25 protein-coding genes and 1 pseudogene are annotated in these 26218 nt (G+C 62.8%); 13 read left to right on the top strand and 13 right to left on the bottom strand.

Annotation, left to right across the window (positions count from 1 at the left end; translation table 11 throughout):
• Positions 1-177 (top strand): annotated as a pseudogene (locus QZ964_RS14965) (IS630 family transposase); the annotation flags it as partial.
• 55 nt (positions 178-232) lie between these two features.
• On the opposite strand, the gene lpdA reads toward QZ964_RS14965, so the two are convergent.
• The 3 genes from lpdA to QZ964_RS14950 form a co-directional block, all read right to left on the bottom strand.
• Positions 233-1657, bottom strand: a complete 1425-nt coding sequence (gene lpdA, locus QZ964_RS14960; RefSeq protein WP_292532443.1) for a dihydrolipoyl dehydrogenase — start codon at positions 1655-1657, stop codon at positions 233-235.
• 95 nt (positions 1658-1752) lie between these two features.
• A complete protein-coding gene (locus tag QZ964_RS14955) occupies positions 1753-2181 on the bottom strand; it encodes a DUF1772 domain-containing protein (RefSeq protein WP_292532442.1) in 429 nt (142 codons plus the stop codon).
• A gap of 82 nt (positions 2182-2263) precedes the next feature.
• On the bottom strand, positions 2264-3328 hold the full coding sequence (locus tag QZ964_RS14950) for a GSCFA domain-containing protein (RefSeq protein WP_292532441.1): 1065 nt from the start codon (positions 3326-3328) through the stop codon (positions 2264-2266).
• Positions 3329-3434: 106 nt separating this feature from the next.
• On the opposite strand from QZ964_RS14950, the gene QZ964_RS14945 reads away from it, so the two are divergent.
• Positions 3435-4544, top strand: a complete 1110-nt coding sequence (locus tag QZ964_RS14945; protein WP_292532440.1) for a WcbI family polysaccharide biosynthesis putative acetyltransferase — start codon at positions 3435-3437, stop codon at positions 4542-4544.
• A 4-nt stretch (positions 4545-4548) separates the two neighbouring features.
• Here QZ964_RS14945 and QZ964_RS14940 read toward each other — a convergent pair whose 3' ends face one another.
• The 4 genes from QZ964_RS14940 to QZ964_RS14925 form a co-directional block, all read right to left on the bottom strand.
• Complete coding sequence (locus tag QZ964_RS14940; protein WP_292532439.1) at positions 4549-5388, bottom strand: bifunctional 2-polyprenyl-6-hydroxyphenol methylase/3-demethylubiquinol 3-O-methyltransferase UbiG; 840 nt, start codon at positions 5386-5388, stop codon at positions 4549-4551.
• An 80-nt stretch (positions 5389-5468) separates the two neighbouring features.
• Complete coding sequence (locus tag QZ964_RS14935) at positions 5469-6767, bottom strand: polyhydroxyalkanoate depolymerase (RefSeq protein WP_292532438.1); 1299 nt, start codon at positions 6765-6767, stop codon at positions 5469-5471.
• Between the two features lie 149 nt (positions 6768-6916).
• Positions 6917-7867: an adenosylcobinamide-phosphate synthase CbiB gene (gene cbiB / locus QZ964_RS14930; RefSeq protein WP_367119280.1), complete on the bottom strand. Its 951-nt coding sequence runs from the start codon at positions 7865-7867 to the stop codon at positions 6917-6919.
• Between the two features lie 8 nt (positions 7868-7875).
• Positions 7876-8433 carry a YbhB/YbcL family Raf kinase inhibitor-like protein gene (locus QZ964_RS14925; protein WP_292532436.1) on the bottom strand — a complete coding sequence of 186 codons (558 nt, stop codon included), beginning with the start codon at positions 8431-8433 and terminating at the stop codon, positions 7876-7878.
• Between the two features lie 93 nt (positions 8434-8526).
• Between QZ964_RS14925 and QZ964_RS14920 the strand changes: the two genes are divergently transcribed.
• The 3 genes from QZ964_RS14920 to QZ964_RS14910 all read left to right on the top strand — a co-directional run bounded on the left by QZ964_RS14920 (position 8527) and on the right by QZ964_RS14910 (position 11389).
• A complete protein-coding gene (locus QZ964_RS14920) occupies positions 8527-9633 on the top strand; it encodes a cobalt-precorrin-5B (C(1))-methyltransferase (RefSeq protein WP_292532435.1) in 1107 nt (368 codons plus the stop codon).
• A 115-nt stretch (positions 9634-9748) separates the two neighbouring features.
• On the top strand, positions 9749-10279 hold the full coding sequence (cobU, locus tag QZ964_RS14915) for a bifunctional adenosylcobinamide kinase/adenosylcobinamide-phosphate guanylyltransferase (RefSeq protein ID WP_292532434.1): 531 nt from the start codon (positions 9749-9751) through the stop codon (positions 10277-10279).
• A gap of 54 nt (positions 10280-10333) precedes the next feature.
• Complete coding sequence (locus tag QZ964_RS14910) at positions 10334-11389, top strand: polyhydroxybutyrate depolymerase (protein WP_292532433.1); 1056 nt, start codon at positions 10334-10336, stop codon at positions 11387-11389.
• A 45-nt stretch (positions 11390-11434) separates the two neighbouring features.
• Here QZ964_RS14910 and QZ964_RS14905 read toward each other — a convergent pair whose 3' ends face one another.
• Complete coding sequence (locus QZ964_RS14905) at positions 11435-12733, bottom strand: O-acetylhomoserine aminocarboxypropyltransferase/cysteine synthase family protein (RefSeq protein ID WP_292532432.1); 1299 nt, start codon at positions 12731-12733, stop codon at positions 11435-11437.
• A gap of 141 nt (positions 12734-12874) precedes the next feature.
• On the opposite strand from QZ964_RS14905, the gene QZ964_RS14900 reads away from it, so the two are divergent.
• Complete coding sequence (locus QZ964_RS14900) at positions 12875-13180, top strand: hypothetical protein (RefSeq protein ID WP_292532431.1); 306 nt, start codon at positions 12875-12877, stop codon at positions 13178-13180.
• An 87-nt stretch (positions 13181-13267) separates the two neighbouring features.
• Here the strand turns inward: QZ964_RS14900 and QZ964_RS14895 are convergent, their stop codons facing one another.
• Positions 13268-15436, bottom strand: a complete 2169-nt coding sequence (locus QZ964_RS14895) for a S9 family peptidase (protein ID WP_292532430.1) — start codon at positions 15434-15436, stop codon at positions 13268-13270.
• 155 nt (positions 15437-15591) lie between these two features.
• Here QZ964_RS14895 and QZ964_RS14890 point away from each other — a divergent pair, with 155 nt between their 5' ends.
• Together QZ964_RS14890 and QZ964_RS14885 are read left to right on the top strand one after the other, a co-directional pair.
• Entirely contained in the window at positions 15592-15762 is a 171-nt protein-coding gene (locus tag QZ964_RS14890; RefSeq protein ID WP_292532429.1) for a hypothetical protein, read from the top strand.
• A 163-nt stretch (positions 15763-15925) separates the two neighbouring features.
• Positions 15926-16255: a PsiF family protein gene (locus tag QZ964_RS14885; protein ID WP_292532428.1), complete on the top strand. Its 330-nt coding sequence runs from the start codon at positions 15926-15928 to the stop codon at positions 16253-16255.
• Positions 16256-16293: 38 nt separating this feature from the next.
• Here the strand turns inward: QZ964_RS14885 and QZ964_RS14880 are convergent, their stop codons facing one another.
• Complete coding sequence (locus tag QZ964_RS14880) at positions 16294-17304, bottom strand: polyprenyl synthetase family protein (RefSeq protein WP_292532427.1); 1011 nt, start codon at positions 17302-17304, stop codon at positions 16294-16296.
• Positions 17305-17535: 231 nt separating this feature from the next.
• Here QZ964_RS14880 and QZ964_RS14875 point away from each other — a divergent pair, with 231 nt between their 5' ends.
• The gene (locus QZ964_RS14875) at positions 17536-18216 is read left to right on the top strand and encodes a methyltransferase (protein WP_292532426.1); all 681 of its coding nucleotides are present in this window, start codon (positions 17536-17538) and stop codon (positions 18214-18216) included.
• 164 nt (positions 18217-18380) lie between these two features.
• On the opposite strand, the gene QZ964_RS14870 is transcribed toward QZ964_RS14875, so the two are convergent.
• Positions 18381-19931: a radical SAM protein gene (locus tag QZ964_RS14870; protein ID WP_292532425.1), complete on the bottom strand. Its 1551-nt coding sequence runs from the start codon at positions 19929-19931 to the stop codon at positions 18381-18383.
• Positions 19932-20090: 159 nt separating this feature from the next.
• The gene (locus QZ964_RS14865; RefSeq protein WP_292532424.1) at positions 20091-21167 is read right to left on the bottom strand and encodes a DUF2778 domain-containing protein; all 1077 of its coding nucleotides are present in this window, start codon (positions 21165-21167) and stop codon (positions 20091-20093) included.
• A 361-nt stretch (positions 21168-21528) separates the two neighbouring features.
• Between QZ964_RS14865 and QZ964_RS14860 the strand changes: the two genes are divergently transcribed.
• The 4 genes from QZ964_RS14860 to QZ964_RS14845 all read left to right on the top strand — a co-directional run bounded on the left by QZ964_RS14860 (position 21529) and on the right by QZ964_RS14845 (position 25043).
• Entirely contained in the window at positions 21529-22272 is a 744-nt protein-coding gene (locus QZ964_RS14860) for an SDR family oxidoreductase (RefSeq protein WP_292532423.1), read from the top strand.
• A 41-nt stretch (positions 22273-22313) separates the two neighbouring features.
• Positions 22314-23165 (top strand): hypothetical protein, encoded by an 852-nt coding sequence (locus QZ964_RS14855; protein WP_292532422.1) that lies wholly within the window; start codon positions 22314-22316, stop codon positions 23163-23165.
• Between the two features lie 239 nt (positions 23166-23404).
• Complete coding sequence (locus QZ964_RS14850; RefSeq protein WP_292532421.1) at positions 23405-24349, top strand: glycine--tRNA ligase subunit alpha; 945 nt, start codon at positions 23405-23407, stop codon at positions 24347-24349.
• Between the two features lie 295 nt (positions 24350-24644).
• Positions 24645-25043: a hypothetical protein gene (locus tag QZ964_RS14845; protein WP_292532420.1), complete on the top strand. Its 399-nt coding sequence runs from the start codon at positions 24645-24647 to the stop codon at positions 25041-25043.
• A gap of 74 nt (positions 25044-25117) precedes the next feature.
• Here the strand turns inward: QZ964_RS14845 and QZ964_RS14840 are convergent, their stop codons facing one another.
• Complete coding sequence (locus QZ964_RS14840; RefSeq protein ID WP_292532419.1) at positions 25118-25714, bottom strand: gamma-glutamylcyclotransferase; 597 nt, start codon at positions 25712-25714, stop codon at positions 25118-25120.
• Positions 25715-26218 lie beyond the last annotated feature (504 nt).

Below are 26218 nucleotides of genomic sequence, written 5' to 3'. Positions count from 1 at the left end.
GAACTCAACCCGGTCGAGAACCTCTGGCAGTTCATGCGCGACAACTGGCTCTCCAATCGCGTGTTCAAATCATACGACGACATCGTCGACCATTGCTGCGACGCCTGGAACAAACTCATCGAACAACCCTGGTGCATCATGTCCATCGGTTTGCGCGACTGGGCGCATCGGTTCTGATCAGCACAGGTTGGTATTAGAGCCGGAGGACCGCCAGCCTCATCTTAACGCCCGCTCAAATGTGAATGGCGCGTTTGGCGACGGCGAAGGCCGCCTCGCGCATCGCCTCAGAGAGAGTCGGATGGGCGTGGCACGTGCGCGCTAGATCTTCAGCCGAGCCGGAAAACTCCATCAGCACCGCGGCCTCGGCGATCAATTCGCCAGCCGCAGCGCCGAGAATGTGGACGCCGAGCACCCGGTCGGTCGTGGCGTCGGCGATGATCTTCACGAAACCGTCGGTCGCGCGCATCGCTCGCGCCCGGCCGTTGGCGGAAAACGGGAATTTGCCGATAGCGACCGGGATCCCTCTCGACGCGGCTTCTTCCTCGGTCAGACCGACCGCCGCGACCTCCGGCATCGTATAGACGACGCTCGGAATCACGCCATAGTTCACATGTCCGGCCTGTCCGGCGAGGATTTCGGCGACGGCGATGCCTTCGTCTTCCGCCTTATGGGCGAGCATCGGCCCGCGCACCACGTCGCCGATGGCGTAGACGCCGGGGATATTCGTCGCGAAGCTTTCGTCGATGACGATACGCCCGCGCTCAAGCGCGACGCCGGCGTCTTCGAGCCCGAGACCCTGCGTGAAGGGGATGCGGCCCGTGGCGATCAGCACCGCGTCCGCCTCGATCGTGTCGGACGTCGCGCCATCGACCGAAGAATAGGAGACGACGGCCCGCTCGGTCTTGCCGGTTCCCTCACGCCGCACGGCGGTCACCTTGGAGGAGAGGCGAAAGTCGAAGCCCTGCTTTTCGAGGATTTTCTGGAAGCGCGCGGCGATCTCAAGATCGAAACCGGGAAGAATGCGGTCGAGATATTCGATCGTCGTTACTTCCGCTCCGAGCCGCCGCCAGACCGAACCGAGTTCGAGCCCGATGACGCCCGCGCCTACGACGACCATCCGCTTCGGCGGCTTGGTAAGGGCCAAGGCGCCGGTCGATGAGAGAATGAGCCTCTCGTCGATCGCGATGTCCGCCCCAGAGGCGTCGCGCAGCGGCGCGACGGCCGAGCCGGTGGCGAGGACGATGTTTTTTGTCTCAAGCGTTTGGACAGCGCCGTCCGCCCCGACGACCTCGACGCGCTCGGCGCCTTTCAGCCGTCCGACGCCGCGGAACGACTCGATCTTGTGCTTCCTGAACAGGAAGGCGACGCCGCTAACGTTCGCGCCGACGGTGTCGTCCTTGTGCTTCATCATCGCCGCAAGGTCGAGGCGCGGCGGATCGACGATGACGCCAAGCGGCGCCAATCCATGCGCGGCTTCCTCGAACATGTGCGAAGCGTGGAGCAACGCCTTCGACGGGATGCAGCCGACATTGAGGCATGTGCCGCCGAACGTCGGGTCCTTCTCGACGACGGCCGTCTTCAGGCCCAGTTGCGCCGCGCGAATCGCGCAAACGTAACCTCCCGGACCGGATCCGATCACGATAAGATCGTATGTCATGTCTTCCGCAATTCAAGAATGGCGCCGCTTACGAGACCCGTTTCTCAGATGAACGCGTCTGAGATGAACTTTGGATAAACGCCGGGTTCAGAAAATCAGCCTGCCGCCCATACGTAGATGAGCGTCGCAACGAGCCCGAGCGCCGTCTGACCGAGTTCGAGTCGACCCCAAAGGCCGATGACCTTGCGCGCCTCATGCGCCGCATCGGCGCCGATCAGCGCCAAAATCCGATTGTTGAGCGGCACGATGGCGAGATAAGTGTAGGGCCAGCTCGCAATGGCGACGAGCGCGCCGAAAAGCCATCGGACGTCGTCGAGCTCGCGAAAGGCGATGAAGCCGAACAGCGCGGCAAGTGCCGCGAAAGTCGCGAGCACGAAGAAGCCGCGGTGGTCGGAGGGCTCCCATTCCTTGATCAGCGCGTCGTCGCTCAGCGCAAGCCGCGCAGGCTGCTCGACGTAATTGACGTAAAGCGACGCGCCGGTGAAAGCGCCAGCCGCCGCGAGCGCGAGCGAACCAATCATCATCTATGCAGTCCTTTGACGGTCGGCGAATGGGTCGGCGTTTACGGCGAATCGACCGCCGGCCGCCGATCCGCCGCCATCTCCTTTAAGCTGATTCGATCGCTTCTTCGTCACAGACGACGCGCGAATTGTCTTCGGCCTCCGCCGCAATATCGATCTTCACCGCCTTGACTGCTTGTTGCTCTTGTCGGCGATCGGTGAAGTGGTCGAAGAAGACCTCCATCGCGCGATCGACCCCATAGGGATTGATGCGGCGCGTGTCCTCTCGATAGAACATCGGGACGTTGGGGGAAACTGTGGCGAGATCATAAGATGGGAAATAGGCGACGTTGGGCCTTGCGCGGACCACCTCGTCGGCGGCGGCGCGCAAAATCGCCTTGACCGCGCAGTTCGATTCGATCACGTGCCGGTCTTCGTAAGTCGCGATGATGCCGACGGGCGATACGCTCAGCACGATGCGAACCTTGGGATTGACCTCGCGAATGCGGTCGACCGCGGCCATGAAGTCGCGCACCACCTCGCTGACAGTCATATTGTAGAACTCGTAGACGCTCGGATCCCAGGCGCCGCCGGCGACGCCCGGCGCGAGCTGCAGGATCGCGCCATCCGGCTTGTGGCGCCAGGTCTCGGTGTGGCCGAAGGTGAAAACGAAGACGTCCATCGTCTCGAGCATATGACGGACTGCGGCGAGATGCCGCTCGCGATCGGCGCGCATTTCGTCAAGCGTGGCGTAGCCGTCCGGCTCGATGCGCGGCCGGAACGGATCGACGAAGCGGCCGTCCTCCGGACGGTTCCAGTAATCGAGCTGCGGCGTGAATCGTCCATAGGCGCGTTCGATCAATTGCAGCAGCTGAGCGGTCGTGTAGAGATTGCCGTAGCGACAGGAATACATCGAGTAATTGCGGCGCAGCGCCTCATCCGCGGACATGCTGGCAGGCGGCTGCTCGGCGAGGTAATAATGGAATCCGCTCGCCTGCAGGCGCATGGCGATCTCCTGCGCGAAGCAGCTGCCGCCTGTTGCGACCTTGTCCCGCGGGGAAATCTTGAACGGCGTGCGAACGATCGGATCGAGCGCGAAGGGCGGCAGCGACGTCACCGCCTTGCGCCAAAAGCGATGGTCGGGTAGGGAGCTATAGGGGTTCTCCGCCATGGTCGCACTCCTTTCTGATCCGGCCGATTTGGTCGCGGATCGAGCTTATTCCCGCGTCGTTCGCGAGCCGCCCTCTGGCGTCGCAACATAAACGGCGCCCGCCCGCTTGTCACCCGGCGCCGCCGCAGACTACGCCCGCGCCGTCGCCAATCCCGTGAAAGACCGCATGTTAACGCAGGTTGACAGACAGATTTGGAAATCATGGCGGCAATACGCCATCGAGCCGCGACTCGCGAAGATCACCGGCCGCGTCATGCGCAACACCGGTCCGCGGATCGCCGTTGTCGGCAATTGCCAGAGTTTTGGCGTCGCCTATGCGATGAAAGTGCTCGATCCGAGCGCCACGGTCGACCATTATTCAATGATCGCCCGCGCTCGTTCAACGATGGGCATTTTCGTCAAGACGCTCGAGACCTATGACTATGTGTTCTCGCACGATTTCCTTGACGGTCATGTGCGCGGCGGCGATTCGGCGGAATTATGCAAACGTCTGCCGAAGACGATCATATTTCCCGCGATCACCTTCGCGGCCTTTCACCCCGATCTCGTCTATATCCATGATCTGGCGCGCATGCATGGTTTCGTCTGCGGTCCGATCGGTCCCTATCATTCGGCCATCGGGCTTTTCGCCTACCGCAAAGGCCTGTCGCTGGAGATGGCGAACGCCCTCTTCAACGAAAACGTCTTTGACGTGCTCGGCTATTTCGACGTGTGGAACGACGCGTCGCGCGAACTGCTCGACGCTACGCGCGACAGATATGGCATCGATCTTTCGGCCGAGCTGATGAACTGGTCGCGCCGCGGCGTATTTATGTACAGCACCGTGCATCCGATGAGTTTCGTGCTGTTCGATCTTTCCAGAAAGCTTTTCGAGAAGGTCGGACTCAAGCCGCGCACGGTGAATTTCAACTACTATGACATTCACGATCTTGCGCGCAGCGAGATTTTTCCGATCTATCCGCCGATCGCGAAGCGATTTGGCGCGCAGGGCGGCTACATGTTCAAGCTGCAGAACCACCATATTTCAACCACGGTGGGCGATTTCCTGACCCTGCCGCAGTACCTTGCGTCCTGCTTCAAGACCTACAGCGGACACGATCCGTCAAAGCTCAGCAATCCGCGCGTCGACGCCTGGCTCGCCGACGAGACGACAAGCGGATTGCTGATGAGGCTCGCGCGCGAGAATTTCGTCGCCGGGCGGACGCCGACGCTGTAAGCGCCTACTTCCAGCGCGTGTCGAATTTCGCGAGGTTGAACGGCGGCTTATAGGGATGCAGCGGATTTTCGCCGCTGAAGGGCTTCACCACCGTGAGAATGCGCTCGCGATGTTTCAGGGGCGCGAACCCGGAAGGTTCCAGCGCCCCGGTGAAGCCGATAAGATGCGCCGGATCGACATTGACCTTGAACGCCGGCGGCGGACGCATCCAGCTCTGCGCGACGACATCCATATAGGTTGTCTTCAGCATGTGGCTGAGGCCCCACTGCGTCGGCACGAAGCAGGACTTCGCCGAGTCCGACATGTCCCAATAATAGGTGTCGGGCCGCAATTCGAGGGTCGCGTCGCCTTCGAAAATTGCGAGTGACCCTTCGTGCATGAGATGCCGCACTTCGGCAAATCCTGCGAAGGGGTCGACAAGATGGTAGTAGACGCCAAGACAGAGAATGATGTCGAAGGTCTCGTTGAGCTTCGAGGCCTCGTAGATCGACACGCTCTGATTGATCTCGACGCTGGAATTGAGCAGCTTCTTGGCGAGGCGCAGGCCGGCGCCGCTCGCCCAGTTTTGGCTCACGTCGTCGGTGGCGAGAACGCGCTTGGCGCCCCGCCGCTCGGCGTAAAAGCTCCAGAAGCCGTCCCAGCAGCCGATTTCGAGCACGCTCTTGCCGGAGAAATCGATCTTGTCGAGTTCGCTCTCGATGAAGCGCCAGATGCGGCGGTGATCTTCGGCTTGCGAGACGCTGACGGCGCGCAGTCCGCCGCCGAAATCGAATTCATGATACCAATGAATGGCGTCAATTTCCTTTTGCAGCGCCTCACGCGAAGCTGCGTCCTGCACGTCCATCGAAAGTTCCCTGGATGATTGATGCGACAGGCGCGCGAAAGCGCCCGCTCTCTATCGCGGCGACCGCGCGGAGTTTGCCTTTATTCCGCGCTCCACGCAAGGCGAGCGTGCGGCGAGACGTCGTCGAGGCGCTCCATCTCAATTGCGAACGCGCAAATGCGCGGCGCGACTTCGGCGCGGAATCGCGAGCCGTTGAAGACGCCGTAATGGCCCACGCCTTTCTGCACATAATGGCTCTTGCGCGCAGCAGGGATGTTGGCGCACAGCTCGAGCGCGGCTTCGGTCTGGCCGACGCCGGAAATGTCGTCCTTTTCGCCCTCGACCGCGAAGAGCGCCGTGCGCCGGATCGCCGTGAGATCGAGCAGATTGCCGCGGTGGCGGAACAGGCCGAGCGGCACCTCGTGACGGATGAAGATGCGCTCGACGGTCTGCAGATAGAATTCCGCGGTCAAATCCATCACCGCGAGATATTCGTCATAAAAATCCCGGTGCTTTTCGGCGGAATCGCCGTCGCCTTCGACGAGATGATTGAACATTTCGAGATGGGCCGAGATGTGCCGCTCGAAATTCATAGACATGAAGCCAGATAGCTGCAGGAAGCCCGGATAGACTTGACGTCCCATCCCGGCGTGCGGGAAAGGCACCGTGTGAATGCAGTGGCTGCGGAACCAGTCGATGCCGCGCTGGTGCGCGAGCTTGTTGACGGCGGTCGGGTTGACGCGCGTGTCGATGGGGCCGCCGATGAGCACCATGGATTCCGGAACGTCAGGATCATTTTCCGCTTCCATCGCGGCGATGGCGCAGATGAGCGGCACCGAGGCCTGGCAGACGCCAAGCGTATGCAACGGCGTTTGGGTTTCGCTGCGCCCAAGGAAGCGCATGATCTCGCACAGATAGTCTATGTATTCATCAAGATCGAAGGCGCCGTCGGCGAGCGGCACCGTGCGCGCGTCGTTCCAATCCGTGATGTAGACGTCGTGGGTGGGCAGGAACGCTTCGACCGTGCCGCGCAGCAGCGTGGCGTAGTGGCCGGACATCGGCGCGATGATCAGTAGTTTCGACTGCCGGGGCGCGGGGCCGGGAAACTGCCGATCGAAATGCAGCAGTCCGCAAAAGGGTCGGCTCCAGACGACTTCCTCGAGGATCTCGACCTCGGTTCCGTCGACGACCGTCGTATCCAATCCGAACAGCGGCTTCCCATAGCGGCGGGTCATGCGCTCGAATAACTCGGCCGAGGCCGCGATGTTGCGGCCAAGCGACGTATGGTGCAGCGGATTGAGGGGATTCTTGATGGCGTGCAACATGGCTTCTGTCGCCGCACGCGCCGGCGCGAAAGCCAGATGCAACATCTCGTATAGCTGGTACGACATTCGATCCATCGTTACGCTTCTCCCGCCACCCCCATCACGGCCGCCGCACCGTGGTTCATGTTGCACTGCACAAATGCATTTATAACACATTCAAGATGGGCAAAGTTAGAAATCTGACGAGCAGAGATTGCGTGACCGACCTAAAATTCGCAATTCGGTCATACTCTCGCAGTCAGGGCCCCGACCGCAAGGAAAAACCAGAGCGTTGCCGTTGAAAGACGATAGAGCGCCAATGCGCGCCCGATATCGTCAGTGTTCGCTTCGCGCCTGCCGTCGCCAAGAGTTGCGGCATCGGCCGCTTCGATTCCGCCGTAGGAGCGTGGACCGCCGAGTTCGAGGCCGAGAGCGCCGGCGGCGGCGGCCTCGGGCCAGCCGGCGTTGGGAGAGCCGTGATTCGGCGCGTCGCGCCATGCGGCGGCTAGCGCCTTGGCAGGAGAAGCGCCCGCGAGCGGGGAGGCGCCGATCGTCAGAAGGATTGCGGCGGCGCGCGCGGGGAGGAAATTCATCAGATCGTCGCAGCGCGCGGCGGCCCAGCCAAAGGCGAGATAGCGGGCCGACCTGTGGCCGATCATGCTGTCGGCGGTATTGACCGCCTTATAGGCGAGCGCGCCCGGGAGCCCGAAGACGGCGAGCCAGAGCGCCGGCGCCACGACGCCGTCAGAAAAATTCTCGGCGAGGCTCTCGATGGCGGCGCGCGCCACGCCTGACGAGTCGAGCCCGGATACATCTCGGCCGACGATTTTCGCCGCCGCCGCCCTGCCGTCTTCGACCGAAACCGTGAGACCCTCGGCGACCGCAGCGACATGAGCGTGAAGGCTGCGTTGCGCCAAAAGGCTAGACGCGACGACGGCAAGCGCCAACCATCCGAGCGGAAGCGCCAGCGCGACGCGCTCGACGAGCGCGCCGACGCCCACAGAGACAAGAAGGAGCGTCGCAAGCGCAACACCGCCTTTCAGCCGCCGCAGCGGAAACGGATCGGTCTCATGGTTCAGCTCTCGGTCGAGCGCCGAGATGAGCGCGCCCATCCAGGTTGCCGGATGGCCAATGCGGCGGAAGAGCGCATCCGGATAGCCGACGCCCGCCTCAATGGTGAGCGCCAAAAGCGCCAATATGAAATTCACCGCCCGAATAGAGCGGTGATCGACGCCTTGGCGAGCGCATTCTGGTTGATGGTGAAGCCGGCGATGGCGGTGCGGCCATGGGCGGCGTCGCCAAGCGTGTCGGTCTTCAACGCGTAGACGGTGAAAACATAGCGGTGCGGCTTGCCCGGCGGCGGGCAGGGGCCGCCATAGGCCTTGTCGCCAAAGTCCGTCTCAAGATGATGCGCGCCGGGGGGCAGATTTTTGCCCGACGCGTCGCCCGCGCCTCGCTTCAACCCGCGAACATCGGCGGGAATGTCGACGACGAGCCAGTGCCAGAAGCCGGCGCCGCCGGTTGGCGCGTCGGGGTCATGCACGGTGATGGCAAAGCTCTTGGCGCCTGACGGCGGATTGCTCCAGTTGAGCTCCGGCGAGATGTTCTCGCCAGTGCAGCCGAAGGAATCATAGACATGTTTCATGTCGATGGTCTTGCCTTCGGCGATGTCGGGGCTGGTGAGTTCGAAGCCTTGGGCGCCGCCGGAGTCGGCGGCGGCCAGCGCCACAAGGCCGAGAAAGGATGAAACGCTGCGCACCATGTAAGCGTGCTCCTTGATTTTTAAAATCGCCGCATCTTGTAGCGGATCGGCGCGCCGGTGTCGCGCGTCCTTGCTTCGGGGTAAAGAGGGCGCATGAGCGATGGGGGAAGTGGGCGTCCTTTGCGCCGCGGCTGGACGACGGGCGCCTGCGCCACCGCGGCGGCCCGCGCCGCTTTCGAGGCGCTGGCGACGGGCGCGCCGCCGCCCGATCCGGTCGAGATCGCGCTGCCGTCGGGAAAGCGCGTCGCCTTTGCCCTAGCCACATTCGAGCGCGGCGAAGATTTCGCCAGGGCTGGCGTGGTCAAGGACGCCGGCGACGATCCCGACGTCACCCACGGCGCGCTTATTTGTGCGCAGGTGCGGCGCGGCGCTGCCGGCGCTGGCGTGCGTTTCTTTGCGGGCCAGGGCGTGGGCACGGTAACCCGACCCGGCCTGCCGCTGCCGCCCGGCGAGCCGGCGATCAATCCGGTTCCGCGCAGGATGATGGCCGAAATGATCTTGGAGGCGAGCGCGAAGACCGGCGTCGCCCCGGACGCAGACATCGAAATTTCAATTCCTGGCGGCGAGGCGCTCGCCAAGCACACGCTCAACGGCCGACTTGGGATCGTTGGCGGCCTTTCGATTCTCGGCACCACTGGGATCGTCACGCCTTTTTCGTGCGCCGCCTGGATCGACAGCATTCATCGCGGCGTCGACGTGGCGCGGGCGAGCGGCCTGACCCATATCGCCGGCGCGACAGGCTCAACCTCCGAGGCCGCTATCAAGCGACTCTATGAATTGTCTGAGACGGCGCTCATCGAAATGGGCGATTTCGTCGGCGGGTTTTTGAAATATCTTCGCACCCATCCGGTCGCGCGCGTCACGATTGGCGGCGGCTTCGCCAAGATGACCAAGCTCGCGCAAGGACGGCTCGACCTTCACTCGGGGCGCTCAAGCGTCGATTTTGCGCGGCTCGCCCAAACCGCGCGAGAGGTCGGCGCGGGGGAGGAGATTGCAGAACTCATCGTCAACGCCAACAGCGCTCTCGAAGCCTTGGAAATCGCGCAGAGCGCGGGCGTTGATCTGGCGGCGCCGATCGCGCGCGCCGCATGGAAAACCGCCGCTCGCGCGCTGGAGACCGCGGAGACCGCGTTAGACATCATCATATTCGACCGGGAGGGCGCGCTGCTCGCCCGGACGCCGTTTCGGGAGACGAAGTGACAATCGCATCTGAAAAAGCGTCATTGCGAGCGAAGCGAAGCAATCCAGAGTTATGCGACGATGTCTGGATTGCATCGTCGCCGACGCTCCTCGCAATGACGGAGCGACGGCGCTCATGAGCGAAAATCCGCATCTCACTCTCGTGCTCGGTGGCGCGCGCTCGGGCAAAAGCGCTTATGCGGAGCGCCTTGTCACCGCGCATCCAAGTCCTTGGATCTACATTGCGACGGCCGAGATGCTTGACGATGAGATGCGCGCGCGCGTCGAGGCGCATCGTCTGCGTCGCGGCGAGAGTTGGCGCACCATTGAAGCGGCGCAATCGCTCGTCGAAGCGATCGACGCAGCGCCGGCCGATCGTCCGCTGCTCGTCGACTGTCTCACGCTGTGGCTGAGCAACAGGCTGCTCGGCAGCGCCGATCTTTCGTCTGATCGCGCGGCGCTCGTTCATGCCCTGTCAACCCGCGCGGCGCCGACTGTCACAGTCTCGTCTGAAGTCGGGTTGTCTATTGTGCCGGACAATGCGCTGGCGCGTTCGTTTCGCGATGCGGCAGGGGAATTGCATCAGGCCGTATCGCGTATTGCGGGCAGAGTCGCGCTCGTCGTTGCGGGCAATCCGCTGATCGTGAAGGGCCGGCCGATTATCTGATCCGCCACGTTTGCGGCGCCGGCGTCGTCATGCAATTTTTGAAGGAGGATGTTTATGTCCAGGCTCTTACGCGCAAATATCTTCGTCGCCGCCATTTTGGCCTTGGTCCGGATGGACGCCGCGTCTGGCGCCGAGCGTCTGGCGCCTTATGGGGCGAATCTGTCCGAAACTTCAGTGTCGGGACTTTCATCGGGCGCCGCGATGGCCTTGCAGTTCCATGTCGCGCATTCCGGCGTCGTCAAAGGCGCCGGAATCATCGCTGGCGTTCCCTATGACTGCGCGGAGCGGAGTTTGGGCCGCGCGACAACCAATTGCATGAAGCCCGACGCCGCGCATCCGGCCCCCGATCCGGCGCACTTGAAGGACATCTCAGATTCCCTCGCGCGCGCCGGGGATATTGACGACGTGGCCAATTTGAATGACGCGCGCGTGTGGCTCTTTTCCGGCCGCAAGGATGAGACGGTTTTCCCTGTCGTGATGGATGCAGCGCGCGACTATTACGCTTTTTATGTGCCGCCGGACGGCATCGTCTATCGCAACGACATCGGCGCCGGACACGCCCTGGTGACGGAGGACTATGGCGACAAGGACTGCGCCGCGACCAAGTCTCCCTACATCGTGGACTGCGACTTCGACTCCGCGAAAGCGCTGTTCGAACAGATTTACGGCCCGCTCAATCCGGCGAGCGCGCAGCCTGCCGGAAAATATGTCGAATTCGACCAGAAGGAATTTCTGCCCGACGGCAATGCCTATAAACACAGTCTAAGCGATGTCGGCTACGCCTATATTCCGCATGTTTGCGCCATGGAGACATGCCGCGTGCATGTCGCCCTGCATGGCTGCAAGCAACAGGCCGCCGAGATCGGCGACGCTTTCTATAAGCATGGGGGCTACAATCGCTGGGCGGATACGAACCATATCATCGTCGTCTATCCGCAAACCATCAGCCGCCTGGGTTTGGGCTTCCCGTTCTACACGTTGAATTTCGTGTGGAACCCCAACGCCTGCTGGGACTGGTGGGGCTATGACAGCGTCGACTACCATACGAAGAAAGGGCCGCAGATCGCCGCGATCCGAGCGATGGTGGACAGGCTCGCGACGAAGCCGTGAGTTGGGCGCATCCCTTCTCCCGTTTCACGCGAGAAGGGATGCGCATTACGTCGCAGCTGCTGTCAGCCCCTTCTCCAGATCGGCGATGATATCGTCGATATGTTCGATGCCAATGGAAAGCCGCACATAGCCGGGCGTGACGCCGCTCGCGAGCTGCGATTCCTCGGCTAGTTGCGAATGGGTCGTCGTCGCGGGATGAATGGCGAGGCTCCGGGCGTCGCCGATATTGGCGACGTGGTAGAACATTTCCAACGCATCGATGAAGCGGCGGCCAGCCTCGAGGCCGCCCTTCAGTTCGAAGCCGACGAGCGCGCCATAGCCGCCTTTCAGATAGACGTCGGCGCGCCGGCGCATCTCGCCGGTCTGTTGCGAGGGATGAATGACGCGCGTCACTTCTCTGCGCTTAACCAGGAAGTCGACGACCTTCTGGGTGTTCTGCACGTGACGCTCCATGCGCAGCGTCACCGTCTCGACGCCCTGCAGCGTCAGAAAGGCGTTGAACGGCGATTGCGCCGGACCGAGATCGCGCAACAGCGTGGCGCGCGCCTTGATGATATAGGCGACCGGTCCGATGGGCTTGACCGCCTCGACCCAGATCGCGCCGTGATAGCTCGGATCGGGCGTATTCAAGGCCGGCTGACGCTGCGGAAATTTCTCCCAGTCGAAATTGCCGGAATCGATGATCGCGCCGCCGATCGAATTGCCGTGGCCGCCAAGATATTTCGTCGTCGAATATACCACGATCGCCGCGCCGTGATCGATCGGCCGGCAGAGAATCGGCGCCGCGGTGTTGTCCATGATCAGCGGCACGCCGAGTTCTCGGCCGATCGCCGCGACTTCGGCGATCGGAAACACGGTGAGTTTGGGATTGGGCAGAGTCTCCGCGTAATAGGCGCGCGTGCGCGCGTCGGTGGCGCGGCGGAAATTCTCGGGGTCGGCCGGATCGACAAAGCGCACGTCGAGCCCCTGGTCCTTCAGCGTATTGGCGAAGAGATTCCACGTGCCGCCATAAAGATCGGTCGACGAGACGATATTGTCGCCGACGCGCGCGAGGTTCTGAATCGATAACGCCGACGCCGCCTGTCCCGAAGCGAGCGCCAGGCTTGCGACGCCGCCTTCCAGCGCGGCGAGTCGCGCCTCCAATACGCCCGTCGTCGGATTGCCGATGCGCGTATAGATGTGGCCAAGTTCCTTGAGTGCGAAAAGACTGGCGGCGTGCTCGGTGTCGCGAAACTGATAAGAGGTCGTCTGATAGATTGGTACGGCGACGGCGCCGTTGGTCTCATCCGCACGCCATCCGGCGTGGAGCGCAATTGTTTCGGCGTGCGTGCTGTCGACGGCCATCATCCACCTCCTGGCGTGAGCGTAAGCTGAATAAAACAAAGCGGACGCGCGCGCCACACCTCCCATTGCTGGTTCTATTCGCTCCGCCATTTACCTGCAGGGGCCGATGCTTTGCGCACACGGAAGCCGCAGGAGTTCAAAATGCAGAAACCAATCGCCGTCATCGCAAGCCTTGCGCTCGCCATTTTCGCGCCCGCCTCGCTGGCAGAGGAACAGCAGCCGCAACAGCAGGAGCCGGGCGTAACTTCAGGTCCAGCGGCTGGCGCCCCGGTCGAGCCGTCAGGCGCCGTGCAAAAAGATAACCCCAATATGCCGGATACAGATATGAATCGCGTTTCCGGTCCGAGTGGAACTTCCGCCGGCGCGCCCGGCGTCGAAGGCAAGAAGGGAACGCAGAGCGGGCAGGAATGGGCGCCGCCGGAGGAGATCAGAGGCAAGAAGCGCTAGCGCTCAAGCGGATCAAGCTTGGCGCCGGCGCAACAGGCTCGGCCGGCGCCGGCGCGCTTTAATGAATGCGACGACGGCGAGAGAGCCTCAGCAAACTGGCGGCAAATCCTTCGCCTTTTTGAGGAGGCCCGCGACGCAGGCGAGCGCGAAGGCGTATTCGAGCGCGGTGTCTTCAAGAGCCTCGAAACGGCCAGAGGCGCCGGCGTGACCGGCGCCCATATGGGTGAAGAGCAGCACAGGTCCGCCGTCGCTCATGGTTGCGCGAAGCTTCGCGACCCATTTGAGCGGCTCCCAATAAGTGACCCGAGGATCGGTGACGCCGGCGATGGCGAGAATCGGCGGATAATATTGCGCGCGCACATTGTCGTATGGAGAATAGGACGCGATGCGGTCATAGGCGTCGACGCTGGCGATAGGGTTGCCCCATTCCAGCCATTCGGGCGGCGTCAGCGGAAGATCGTCGCGCAGCATCGTGTTGAGCGTATCGACGAAGGGAACGCTGGCGATGACGCCCGCGAACAGTTCCGGCGCTTCATTGGCGACGGCGCCCATCAGCAGCCCGCCCGCCGACCCGCCCTGCGCGACGATTCCGCCTTCATGCGTATAACCGGCCAAGATGAGGCTCCGCGCGCAGTCGATGAAGTCCGCGAAGCTGTTTTGCTTGTTCTCTAGCTTGCCGTCTTCGTACCAGCGCCAGCCTTTGTCGGTTCCGCCGCGAATGTGGGCGCGGGCATAGACGAAGCCGCGATCGACGAGCGACAGGATGTCTTCGTTGAAGCTTGCCGAAAGCGCGTAGCCATAGGCGCCATAGCCGTAAAGCAGCAGCGGCGCGCCCTCTCCGCCTGGCGCGAAGTCGGCGCGATGCAGAAGCGTAATCGGCACGCTCTCGCCGTCGCGCGCCTGCGCGAAGAGCCGCCTTGTCACATAATTCTTCGGATCATGTCCGGAAGGAATTTCCTGGCGCTTGCGCAAGACGCGGGTGCGCGAAACCATGTCGTAGTCATAGGTCTCGTCGGGCGTCGTCATCGACGAATAGACGAAGCGCAGAACGTCGGTGTCGAATTCAAGTCCGGGGTCGAGCGAAAGCGAATAGGCTTCCTCCTCGAAATGAATTGCGTGTTCCTCGCCGCTCGAAAGCGCGCGAATGACGAGTTTCGGCAGGGAGTTTTCCCGAAGCATCCATACGAGATGACGCGCATAAACGGTGAAGCCGTCGATCATCACGCCGTCGCGATGGCAAACGACGTCTTTCCAGTTTTCGCGGCCCGGCTCTGCAAGTGGGGCGACGGAGATGCGAAAATCGTCGGCGCCGTCGGCGTTGTTGCGAATGTAGATGAGGTCGCCATGCGGCTCCACATCATAGCGCAGGCGCGGTTCGCGCGGCGCGACGATGCGCGGCGTGGGATCGCCTTCGCGAAGATCGATGAGCCAGCATTCCGACGCATCGTGGCCGTGGATCGACACGATGGCGAAACGCCTGCAACGACTTTCATGCAGGCTGACGAACCACGCGCCGTCCGTTTCCTCGATGATCAGCGCATCGGTCGCGGGATCGGCGCCCACTTCGTGCCGAAAGACCTGCGCCGTGCGATGGTTCTCGTCGATCAGCACATAGTAATAGGCTTTCGAATCGGCGCGCCAGACGATCGAGCCGTCGCTGTCGCTCACCACGTCGGCGCGATCGAGGCCGTCGCTCAGCGCCCGCGTGCGGATATCGTAAAGCTCTGAGCCGGCGTCATCGACGCTCCAGGCGAGTTGCGCATGATCGGGCGCATGCGCGGCGTCGCCGATATCGAAGAAGTCATGCCCTTCGGCGAGCGCCTCGCCGTTAATAAGGATGGTTTCAGCGCCGCCATGTCGCGGCGTGCGGCAGTAGAGCGGATGTTCCGCGCCTTCATGGAAGCGTTCGTAATAGGCGTAAGGCCCGTCCGGATCGGGAACGTCGGCGTCGTCTTCCTTGATGCGCGCGCGCATCTCGGCGACGAGCGTCGTCCGTAAATCATTGAGCGGCGCCATGACGCGCGCGCAATAGGCGTTTTCCGCTTTGATCAGCTCGGCGATGTCGACGGGAAGCGCGTCTGGATCGCGCAGCACCTCGCGCCAGTTCTTCGCGGCGAGCCAGTCGTAAGGATCGTCGAGCGCGCGGCCATGGATGATCCGGCGCGCGTCGCGCCGCGCGGCGACAGGCGGCGCCGCGCCTTTCAGATCGAATCGCCAATCCGACGCCTTATCGCCGCTCATGCTCTCGCGATCCATGTCATCCTCCGTCGACGCGCATCGCAGGGTTTTATCATCGCTTGCAGCGCAGCACAGAGAACTCTCGGCTGGAGAGAAATCGAAGCGATTTGTAAATCCTTCGCGCCTTAGCCTTGCCGCAAACCACCTGTTCACTTTCGGCTGAGGAGCGATTCATGCGTTACTCTCATTCGGCGCTCAGTCCCGTTTCCGGCGGCGAGCAAAGGATCTCACGCCGCAACGACGCGCCTCTGCGCCGCGCGTCGGCGCCGCGCCGGCTTATGTGGAAGATCGTCTATTCTGGCTTCGTCGCCGGCGTCGCGGTCTATGTCTGGTGGCGGCGTTAGCCATATTCTCGGCGCTGCTGCGCTGCGTCAAAGACAAACGGTCATAAATCCCCTAAGCTTGAGGTGCGGCCGATCGCGGATGCGCGCTCGCGCGTGATGAGTCGCGCCGCGAAAGATCAACACGCGGCGTTGCGGCGCGCCTCCAAACATAGAAGAAACCTAAATGTTCACGAGCATAAAATGCATTGCCGCCGGCGTTCTTTGCGCCGGCCTGTCCTTTGGCGCCGCGCTCGCGGAACCCAAGACGCCCGCGCCCGCCGGCGGGGCGCCGACGACCTGGGCGCCCCCCGCCGAAATCGCGCCGAAGGCGGCGCCCGCCGCGGCGCCTGCGCCGAGCGCCGAAGCGCCCGCCGCTGCGGCGCAGCCCGCGTCAGCCGCTCCGGCGGCGAAGACGCATGCGGAGCGAGAAAGAGACTGCCGCGCGCAAGCCGACGCCAAGGGCCTTCACGGCAAGGAGCGCAAACAGTTCAAGTCGGACTGTCTGAAGGGATGACGAAATTCCGCCGGTCGCTTCCCGCGGCCGGCGGCGCGTCAATAGACGCGATCGATACAGAAGTCGACGACTTCGAGCAGCGCGCTCTTCCATGGCGATGCCGGGAAAATCTCCATCGCATCGCGCGCAATGGCCCCGTAATGCGTCGCGCGCTCGATCGTGTCGTCAAGCGCCTTGTGCTTTTTCATCAGCCCGCAGGCGGACTCGACGTCGCCGTCCTTGATCTCGCCCTTCTCCAAGGTGCGCCGCCAGAACTCGCGCTCTTTCTCATTGCCGCGCCGAAAGGCGAGCACCACGGGCAGCGTGATTTTGCCCTCGCGGAAGTCGTCGCCGACATTCTTGCCGAGCTTGGCCGACGAGCCGCCGTAATCGAGCGCGTCGTCGATGAGCTGGAAGGCGATGCCGAGATTCATGCCGTAGCTGCGGGCAGCGGCTTCGTCGGCCTTCGGCTTGCCGCCAAGCATCACGCCGACTTCGGCCGCCGCGGCGAAGAGCTCCGCCGTCTTGCGACGGATGACGCCCATATAGGCGTCCTCGGTCGTGGTGGTGTCTTTTGCGGCGTTGAGCTGCATGATCTCGCCTTCGGCGATCACCGCCGCGGCTTGCGAAACGACGGTGAGCGGCGCGATGACGCCGGGCTCCACCATCATCTTGAAGGCGTGGCCGAGCAGAAAATCGCCAACGAGCACGCAGGTCTGATTGCCCCATAGCATGCGCGCGGCGATCTTGCCGCGGCGCATGTCGCTTTCGTCGACGACGTCGTCATGGAGCAGAGTCGCCGTATGCATGAATTCGATGCCGGCGGCGAATTTCAGATGGCCGTCGCCCCTGTAGCCGCACATGCCGGCGGTCGCGAGGACGAGCATCGGCCGCAGACGCTTGCCGCCGGCGGAAATGAGATGGTTGGCGACTTCGGGGATCGTCGTGACGTCGGAGCCCATGCGCTGGATGATCAGCTGATTGGTGCGCTCCAGGTCGGGCTTGATGAGTTCGAGGAGACTGTCGAGGCCGGCGTCCTTTTTCTCATCGAGCGGAATGACGATACCCACGGACCCCCCTTAAGCCTTGCGCTTTGTCGCGCGAACTTACGGCTTTGGGATGGAGGCGGCAAGTCGGCGGAGCCGGTGGAGTTCGGGTCGCGCGAATATGGGAAAATTCGCCGCTCCCTCGCCGTGAGTGCGGGCCGAGCCGGCTGGGCCCCAGGGAGTTTTGCCGATTTACTTCCTCCCGCCGGCCGCCTGCGGCCTGGCCGGCGGAGTCGTGCTAGTGCTTTCAATCTCATGAGCGACAAGCAAAGCATCGACGGCTTTCTCGATGGACGCCTGCGCCTGCGTCAAAGCGCCGCCGGCCACCGGTCCGGCACGGAGGCCGAGCTGCTCGCCGCCGCGACGCCCGAACATCAGCGGGGGCTCATTCTCGATATCGGCGCCGGCGCCGGCGCAGTCGGTCTGATGGCGGCGTTGCGCGCGCCGGGCGCGACGGTCGGCCTTGTGGACATCGATCCCGAGTCTTGCGCGCTCGCGCGTGTAAACGTCGCTGAAAATGCGCTCGACACACGGGCGAGAGTTTACGAAGCCGACGTTCTCGCCGCGAAGTCGCGCCGCGCCGCTGGACTGACCGACGAAAAGGCGGCGCTGGTTCTCACCAATCCGCCGTTTCACGACGCCGGCAAAGTGCGCGTGACGCCCGACGCGGCGAAGGCGCGCGCCCATGTCGCCAGCGCGCCGCTTGCCGACTGGGTCCGCGCATGTCTCGCGCTGCTCGCGCCCGGCGGGACCTTCGCGATGATTCACCGCGCCGACGCGCTTGCCGAATGTCTCGCCGCGGTGGAGGGAAGGTTAGGCGCCGTAACGATCGCGCCGGTTCACACCCGCGCCGAGGCGCCGGCGACGCGCATTCTTCTCACCGGCGTCAAGGGTTCGAAAGCGCCGCTGTCAATCCTGAAGGCGATCGTTGTCTAATAATGGATCCGGTTGATCAGTTCGCTGGGCCTGTCATTCCCGACAGGCCGAAGGCCTGATCGGGAATCCAGAGCCGATACAGCAGCGCTAGTTTGCTCTGGATTCCCGATCGCGCGCCGGACGCGCGTCGGGAATGACATGCGGGGACTCAGGCGAAACGAGGATTATGCTGCGCGTTGCGGCGCGATCGGCGGGCTTGAGAGCTGCGGCTCCCAATAATTGCCCTTGTCGAACATGTGCCGCGCCTGGGCGTATTGGAACATGATGCGCGCGACGATGGTGATGGTCTCCGGCTTGCGCACGGCGGCGCCCCAGACTTTGTTCCACATCCGGCCTTCCGCTTCGCCCATCTTGCGCACGTCCATGCCGACCTGCATCGCCTGCTGCTCCACTTCGCGCAGCGATTTCGGGTCGAAGGGTTGCGGCGCCGGCGCCTTGCGATTGCGGCCGAAGGTTTTGATCATGTTCAGCATGCGCTCGCCGAATGCGGCGGGCGCATAGAGCGCGTTGCAGAGATTCTGCATGCCGTCATGCAGCTCCTCCATGCTCATCGTCTGGCACTGGATGTTGGAACTCCACGGCACCGCCTGGGTCTCGACGCCGCCGGTGATCAGCCGGCCTTCACGGGTGATGCGGTCGAAGAGCGGCGTCGCTTCCGACGCCATCAGCGCGCCGAGGCTGAAGATCGGGATCGGCGTCGCCATGGCGAAATCATACTGCTGAGCGAAGACGCTCGGCCCGTCATGGTCGAAGCCGACGATCATGCCGCCCATCACCGACATGCCGTGATCGACGAGCTTCTGGATTTCGTCGACGAGGCTGATCTTGAGATTCTGCCGCTTGCCGGTCTCGCGCAGGCTTTCGACATTGGGCGTCTCGATGCCGACGAACACCTGCGTCAGACCGGCCGCCACGCACATGTCGAGCAGCTCCTCGTCGCGAGTCGCGTCGATGGAGATCTGCGTGACGAACTCCATCGGACGATCGCGGCGCCAATGCGCGATCGCCGCGAGCAGCTCCTTGCAGTGTGCGCGATAGGCGGTGAAATTGTCATCGGCGAGGAAGGCCGTGCGATAGCCCGCCGTCCAGAGCGCGTCGAGCTCGGCGATGACATTGGCGATCGGCTTGTGACGCTGCTTGCGACCCAGATATTGGATGACGTCGCAGAATTCGCATTCGAACGGACAGCCGCGCGACGTCTGCACCGCGCCGAGAATCGCGCGGTCGTTGCGGTAAAGGTCCCAGCGCGGCAGCGGCGAGGAGGCGAGCGACGGCTTGTCGCCGACATAGCTGTCCTTCGGTTTGCCGGCGCGAAGATCGGAGAAGAGTTCGGCCGCGATTTCCTCGGTCTCGCCGCTCACCAGCACGTCGCAATGATCGCGCAGCCGCGCCGGCGACAGGCTCGCATAGGGACCGCCGATGATGACGCGTTTGCCGCGACGGCGGAACTCGTCGGCGATGGCGATCATGCGGCCGCGCTGGCTGACCTTGCCGGTGATCGCGATCCAATCGGCGGGATGGTCGAAATTCACCGGTTCGATCTGCTCCTCGCAGAGCTCGAATTCGAAGTCCCTGGGAGCGAGCGCGGCGACCGTCGCGGTGGCGAGGTCGGCCATCATCACGCCGCCCGGCACGCCCGAGGCGGCCAGCGCCTCGCCGCCGAAGTAGGTTGGAAAATCGCCGGCAGGATTGATCAGATAGATCGAAACGGTCATGCAAAACCCCTCATGCGCTTCGAAGTCGCAAGCTAATTGAACTTCGCGACTCCGACAAGAATCTTGTGATCATTACAAACTGCGCAAATTGGCGCGCGAACCTATGAAAAAAGCGGCCGATCCGGCCGCTTCTTCATTTTCGCGCGTAAGAATAAGCGCTTAGAGATGCGCGACCACCGCCAGCCGGCGGATTTCGCCGTTCCTGTAGGCGCGCAGGAAGGCCTGATAGTCGCGGAAGGACACGCAGCCGTTCGAATCGCCGTTCGGGCCGAGCATATAGGTGTGGGCGAGCAGCCCGGCGCGGCCGAAAATCGCGCCTTCGCCGCCGACCGGGGTGAGGCGCAGCGCCTGGACGCCGTGGAACAGCGCCTCGCGCGGCGTCAGATCGTAGATATGGGGCGGCGTCGCGCCGCGCATGCGCAAATGGACGAAGCGCGGATCGTCGAGATGTTCGCGCAGGCCGGAATGCGCCTCGAGCTTCGCGCCATTGGGCAGGTAAACCGTATGCGCGGAAATGTCGTAGACGGCGGTGTAGCGGTCGTAGCGCGACGCTGGTCCGACGGCCGCGCCGGCTGCGCCGCCGAGGATGCCGGATTTCAGGTCGGAAAGGGAGCCGCCGTCCGGCGCCGCATAGGCGAGCGCCTGTCCGCGCGGCTGCTGCTGGCGCGGGTCCTGCGCGGCGTCGCCGAGGCCGAAGAATTTCTCGAAGATCGAGCGGTCGTCGGAAGTCGAGCCCGGCACGACGGTGGTGCGGACCATGCGGCGCAGCGAGCCCTCATAGAGGCCGCGGCTGGCGACGGTGAGTTCCGCCGGGCGGCGCGGCGGCAACGGCGCGCCGTCCAGGCCGTCAGCCGACGCGAGTTGGGCGTCGTCGCCGTCCTGGCGCTCGGGAATGGCGGCGGACGGCGTGTGCGCGGCCGGCTGGACGCTGGCGTCGAGCCCCCCGCGCATCGTCGTTTCAGCGAGCGCCAGGGTCTGCGGCCGGCCGCCGAGGCCGACGATGGCGCCGTAAGGATTTTGCGCGCCGAAGGAATTGCGGGAAATTTGGGAATTCTGCGCGGCGGGCGCGGCGGCGATTCCGCCGTTGGTCGCGCGCTGCGACGTCGCCCACCACCCCGCCGACAGGCTCACGGCGAAAGCGACGCCGGCGATGACGAGGTGAGACGAGCTTTTACGAGAATAAATCCCGCGATCGAAAGAATTGAAATCGATTGGCGCACCGATTCCTTGCATCATTCGCCCCTATCTCCGAACTGATCTTCCATCGCAGGGCCCTGAACTTCGCCGACATTTGCGCGAATTTGCGTCAACGTTCGGGGAAAGCCAGAACTGCGCGGAACGCCCTCACATATTCTCACCAGAACTAAACGGCCTTGCTTTGGCTGCTTTGGGGCGAATTCTTGTCGGCGTCGACGGTAAGGGAGAATAGTTAAATCTTTGAAAATGCCGGGTTTCACGAAGCTTGGCGGTGAGGCGTGGTCGGGGCTGCCGCGGCTTCGCCGCCAAATAAGGCGCGGCGGGGCGGGGTTGATCCGGTGAGCCTCGGGGGAACCCGTCGCCGATTCACGCTGTTCTATGAGGAAAGGAGACGCGCAGGATGAAGAGCGGAATCGAGGGCAAGGTCGTCGCCATCACCGGCGCGTCGAGCGGCATTGGCGAAACCACCGCGCGCCATCTCGCCGCTCGTGGCGCCATGGTCGTTCTCGGCGCGCGTCGCCTGGAGCGGTTGGAGGTCATCGCCGCCGAGATCAATGCGGCGGGCGGGAAGGCCAAACCCTTCGCCATGGATGTGATGAAGCAGGCCGATGTCGACGCTTTCGTCGCCGGCGCGGTTCAGGCGTTCGGCAAGCTCGACGTGCTGGTCAACAACGCCGGGCTGATGGCGATCGCGCCGCTCTCGGAGCTAAGGACCGAGGAATGGAACCGGATGATCGACATCAACATCAAGGGCCTGCTGTATGGAGTCGCCGCCGCTTTGCCGGTGTTTCAAAAACAGGGGTCCGGCCATTTCATCAATATTTCCTCGGTCGCGGGCCTAAAGGTGTTCAGCCCGGGCGGCACGGTCTATAGCGGCACGAAATTCGCGGTCGCGGCGATTTCGGAAGGGCTGCGCCATGAGGTCGGGGACAAGATTCGCACGACCGTCATCATGCCCGGCGCGATCGACACGGAATTGAAGTCGGGCACGTCGGACCCGGCGAGCCGAAAATTCGTCAACGCATTTTATGAGCAGGCGATCCCGGCGGAGTCGATCGCGCGCGCGATCGCCTATGCGATCGAACAGCCGGCGAATGTGGATGTGAACCAGATTGTTATTCGGCCGACGGCGCAGGAGTTTTAGCGAGTTTGGGTGAGCTTTTGCCCTGAAAGAATTGAGAAAAAATGCAGCGCGTGATGGTTCAATTACATCCGAATGGTGTTGCGGCGCCTGCTCAGGTAGCTGCAACAACGGCGATGCATGTAGTGAGTCATTTTCTCCAGCACTTGGATGATGCCGATTTAGCTGCGCCAACTTCCGCAACGCACTCGATCGGATATCGGTTTTCCTTCAATGAAATGTCCCGGGATCAACTGAAGCAACTCTACCAAAATTGGTTGTTGAGCAAAGGCTTCCAAGGCTTGGCGCAAGGCGTTCGCGAGTCGCTGGAGGAGGCTTATCTGTACGTTAGGCTCGCTGAAATGAAGTCCGCCAAAACGACGTGGGGGCATTTTCAAGAGAGTGTCGCGAGCGTTCGAAGACGCGCAACAAAGCGGAACTTTCCACAGTTGCTGGCGGAAGTGAACACAGGATTGCGCGAACCTCTACATTTCGAGGCAGAGTTTCTTTCTATGCAGAAGGCGCGCAACTGTTTGGAGCATCGGCGCGGGATCGTTAGCGACGATGACTTGGAGAGCGGATGCAACTCTCTGATACTGAGCTTTCCGCGCTTGAAAATTTTCTATAAACGGGACGACCACGAAATTGAAGTCGTTCCGGGAGAAGTAATAGACACTCACAATGTTGTGTCGCCCCACGAAAGAAACAATGGCGCTGCCGGCACTGAGATACCAATTTTCTTGCGTCGGGAGATTCGCAGGGTCAGCTTTGCGCTTGGCGATCGTATCACTTTTTCAATACAAGAATTCAATGAGATCGCTGCAGCTTGTCATTTCTTCGCTGCGGATCTTGCTGGAAAATTGCCAGTGCTCCCGCCACCCCTCGACACGGCTGCGGAAGACGCGAGCAAAGAGTAGACGAGTCTCTCAATTAAGCCGCATCTCTCTTTGATCTTGCAACAGCGTTGCCCGAGGAACTGACAGGCATTAGACGATGCTAGGCAAACCCTCTCCCCGCTGGCGGGCAGAGGGAATGGTGAGGGGCTTGGGGTTTTGACATGAGCGTTCATCGAAGCACGGAAGCAAACGTCAAGAATACTTCGGCCAATACCCCTGGCCCCTCACCCCAACCCTCTCCCCGTGAACGGGGAGAGGGGGTGAGCGCCGCGCCGCTTAACGACTCTGCCTATCTCTCCCCCACGCTCTCCTTCCAGGGCCTCATTCTCACCCTGCAGAACTTCTGGGCGGCGCAGGGCTGTGTCATTCTGCAGCCCTATGACATGGAGATGGGCGCGGGCACCTTTCACCCCGCCACGACGTTGCGCGCGCTCGGGCCAAAACCCTGGCGCGCCGCCTATGCGCAGCCCTGCCGGCGCCCCAAGGACGGGCGCTATGGCGAGAACCCCAATCGCCTGCAGCATTACTATCAATTCCAGGTGATCCTCAAACCGTCGCCCCCGGATCTGCAGGAGCTCTATCTTTCTTCGCTCGCGGCGATCGGCATCGATCCGAAACTGCACGACATCCGCTTCGTCGAGGACGATTGGGAAAGCCCGACGCTCGGCGCCTGGGGGCTCGGCTGGGAATGCTGGTGCGACGGCATGGAAGTCTCGCAGTTCACTTACTTCCAGCAGGTCGCGGGCTTCGAATGCGCGCCGGTATCGGGCGAACTCACCTATGGGCTGGAGCGACTCGCCTGCTATCTGCAGGGCGTCGACAGCATCATGGAATTGAATTTCAACGGCCGCGACGGCGACGACAGAGTCACTTACGCCGATGTCTTCCTGCAGGCCGAGCAGGAATATTCGCGCCATAATTTCGAGGCCGCCGACACGGGAAAGCTTTTCGAGGATTTCAAGGACGCAGAAAGCGAATGCGAGCGCTTGCTGCATTTCGGCGCCGGCTCTGGCGACGAGATGCATCTCATGGCGCTGCCGGCCTATGACCAATGCATCAAGGCGAGCCACGCCTTCAATCTTCTCGACGCGCGCGGCGTGATCTCGGTGACCGAGCGCCAGAGCTACATCTTACGCGTGCGCGAACTCGCGAAAGCCTGCGGCGCGGCCTGGCTGCGCACAGCCGGCGGCGGCGCGAACGGATAAGGCGCGCTGCGGCGATGCGGCGCAGCTTGCGAAACCTTCGGACGGCGCCCACCTCTTTAGAGAGTAAAGCGTTCGTCATGCGCGTTGGCGCACATCCTTAAAGATCGGCGTCATGCATAAACGGCGCGAGACGGGAAACCGTCTCGCGCCGTTGGAGAGTAGCGGCGCGTCGCGCGCCTGTCCCGTCTTTTGCCAGGAACCCAAAAGATATGGACGGGCGCGCGCATTGTTGACTATGTGCGCGTTGTGTTCTACTCATGTTCCGTGTTTGTCTTCGGATGTGGCGGACCGTGTCATGTATCAGCCTCGTTACCCCTCTTTCAGCGTTTCTCCCCGGACTTTCAGCGAAGTCGCGCCGCGCGGCGAGGCGCTCCAATCGCTCGCCGAAACGGATTCGCTTCGCAGCCGGTTCTTTTCCTGGCGCGGCGCTTCGGGCCGCCGCTATGTGTGCTCGGTGTTTCAGTCGGGCGAAGAGTCGTTCATCGCCGACGTGACCAATGGCGCCGTCATCGGCGTCGCGCGGGAGGGCGTCACGACGCGTCCCGTTTGCGTGTTTCTGGCGCAGGAGCGCGCGCCGGGCGATCGCTTTGCGCTGCGCAGAATCGCGCGGGAGCTCGGCGTTGCCGAATGGCATGTGCATTTTTGCGCCGACGCCGCGGCGCTGCGCGATCTTTCGGCGTCGCTGCTCAACTGATCCGGCGGACCTGTTAGTGGCGAAGCGTTGCGTCGCGCGCGTATAGCGCGGGCGTATTTCGTTAAGGCGTCGCGTCAAAGCGGCGTCGGCTCGTCGCCGGCGCCGCCGGTCGCGGACCCGGCTCTGCACGAATCATGATCGAGCCGGCGGACGATTTCGGCGAGTTCGGCGTCGTGGATGTCGAGCCGCAGCAGATGCTCGTAGGTGTTGCGGACATAGGCGGGGTTGTCGCCATTGAGCCCGACGCCCTCGGCGATGAGGCGAATCATTTCATCATCGGGCAGCCGCCCCGCATATTGGACATGCGTGCGGTCGACGACATAGGCGAGAGCCTTGGCGCAGCCGCCGTCGGCGAACCGCACGCCGAGCGTTTTCTCAAGATAGACCGAAGTGACGAGTTCGCGTTCGCGCAGATAGCGAATCGTTTCATCGCGGTCGCGGGCGGCGATCTTGAAGGCGACGCCTTGGCAGGAGCCGCCGCGATCGAGCCCGAGCACGAGGCCCGGCCGCTCCGGCGTGCCGCGATGCACATGCGAGAAAATGCACAGCGCGCGGTGGTAGCCGTGCACCCAGGCGAGCGCGCTGTCGATGAAGTCGAAGCCCGGCCGCCACATCAGCGACCCGTAGCCGAACACCCAGAAATCTTCGTCCCGCGGACTGGCTGAACCCATTCTTCGCCTTGAAGCCTCGCGATTTCGCTCAAAAATTCGCAGTGCTCGACTGAAGGTTTCCTCATCCTGAGGAGCCTGCGGAGCAGGCGTCTCGAAGGACGAGGGAACCTTGACCGCGCCACTTAGGGCTCTCCCTCGTCCTTCGAGACGCGCCTTCGATCTCGGGCTTGCCCGAGATCGACATTAAATCCGCAAATCCGCAAGTCGGGTAAACCGCGACTTGCGGGCGCTCCTCAGCATGAGGGAGAGGACGTCTGTCCTTCACCCGACGGCCGACTCATGTCTCGCATCTATTTTTTCCGCCGCAATTCTGCGATGCAATGAAAATCGTGATTCGAAGGCGCCCGCCGTTTGACGGGGCGATCGCGCGGCCTGTGAACGAAGCGCCTTCCCACAACATATCGCGTCGGTTTTCTTGCTTTCCCCTGCAGTTTGTGGCGGTCTTTAGGCAATGAAATTCGAGCGCCTGCGCCTTCTGGGCTTCAAGAGCTTCTGCGAACCGAC

Source organism: Methylocystis sp. (assembly GCF_021731785.1).
Classification (GTDB): Bacteria; Pseudomonadota; Alphaproteobacteria; order Rhizobiales; family Beijerinckiaceae; genus Methylocystis.
The sequence above is the reverse complement of the archived record's forward strand: the minus strand, read 5'-3'. Positions and strand labels throughout refer to the sequence as shown.

Coding starts and splice junctions, on each gene's coding strand:
- QZ964_RS14865 (WP_292532424.1), bottom strand. CDS start 21,167: ATGATGCAAGGAATCGGTGCGCCAATCGATTTCAATTCTTTCGATCGC.
- QZ964_RS14870 (WP_292532425.1), bottom strand. CDS start 19,931: ATGACCGTTTCGATCTATCTGATCAATCCTGCCGGCGATTTTCCAACC.
- QZ964_RS14950 (WP_292532441.1), bottom strand. CDS start 3,328: ATGGCGGAGAACCCCTATAGCTCCCTACCCGACCATCGCTTTTGGCGC.
- QZ964_RS14955 (WP_292532442.1), bottom strand. CDS start 2,181: ATGATGATTGGTTCGCTCGCGCTCGCGGCGGCTGGCGCTTTCACCGGC.
- QZ964_RS14920 (WP_292532435.1), top strand. CDS start 8,527: ATGAGCGATGGGGGAAGTGGGCGTCCTTTGCGCCGCGGCTGGACGACG.
- QZ964_RS14935 (WP_292532438.1), bottom strand. CDS start 6,767: ATGGATCGAATGTCGTACCAGCTATACGAGATGTTGCATCTGGCTTTC.
- QZ964_RS14940 (WP_292532439.1), bottom strand. CDS start 5,388: ATGGACGTGCAGGACGCAGCTTCGCGTGAGGCGCTGCAAAAGGAAATT.
- QZ964_RS14895 (WP_292532430.1), bottom strand. CDS start 15,436: ATGGATCGCGAGAGCATGAGCGGCGATAAGGCGTCGGATTGGCGATTC.
- QZ964_RS14840 (WP_292532419.1), bottom strand. CDS start 25,714: ATGGGTTCAGCCAGTCCGCGGGACGAAGATTTCTGGGTGTTCGGCTAC.
- QZ964_RS14875 (WP_292532426.1), top strand. CDS start 17,536: ATGAGCGACAAGCAAAGCATCGACGGCTTTCTCGATGGACGCCTGCGC.
- cobU (WP_292532434.1), top strand. CDS start 9,749: ATGAGCGAAAATCCGCATCTCACTCTCGTGCTCGGTGGCGCGCGCTCG.
- QZ964_RS14860 (WP_292532423.1), top strand. CDS start 21,529: ATGAAGAGCGGAATCGAGGGCAAGGTCGTCGCCATCACCGGCGCGTCG.
- QZ964_RS14890 (WP_292532429.1), top strand. CDS start 15,592: ATGCGTTACTCTCATTCGGCGCTCAGTCCCGTTTCCGGCGGCGAGCAA.
- QZ964_RS14855 (WP_292532422.1), top strand. CDS start 22,314: ATGCAGCGCGTGATGGTTCAATTACATCCGAATGGTGTTGCGGCGCCT.
- QZ964_RS14905 (WP_292532432.1), bottom strand. CDS start 12,733: ATGGCCGTCGACAGCACGCACGCCGAAACAATTGCGCTCCACGCCGGA.
- QZ964_RS14910 (WP_292532433.1), top strand. CDS start 10,334: ATGTCCAGGCTCTTACGCGCAAATATCTTCGTCGCCGCCATTTTGGCC.
- QZ964_RS14925 (WP_292532436.1), bottom strand. CDS start 8,433: ATGGTGCGCAGCGTTTCATCCTTTCTCGGCCTTGTGGCGCTGGCCGCC.
- QZ964_RS14845 (WP_292532420.1), top strand. CDS start 24,645: ATGTATCAGCCTCGTTACCCCTCTTTCAGCGTTTCTCCCCGGACTTTC.
- QZ964_RS14885 (WP_292532428.1), top strand. CDS start 15,926: ATGTTCACGAGCATAAAATGCATTGCCGCCGGCGTTCTTTGCGCCGGC.
- QZ964_RS14900 (WP_292532431.1), top strand. CDS start 12,875: ATGCAGAAACCAATCGCCGTCATCGCAAGCCTTGCGCTCGCCATTTTC.
- lpdA (WP_292532443.1), bottom strand. CDS start 1,657: ATGACATACGATCTTATCGTGATCGGATCCGGTCCGGGAGGTTACGTT.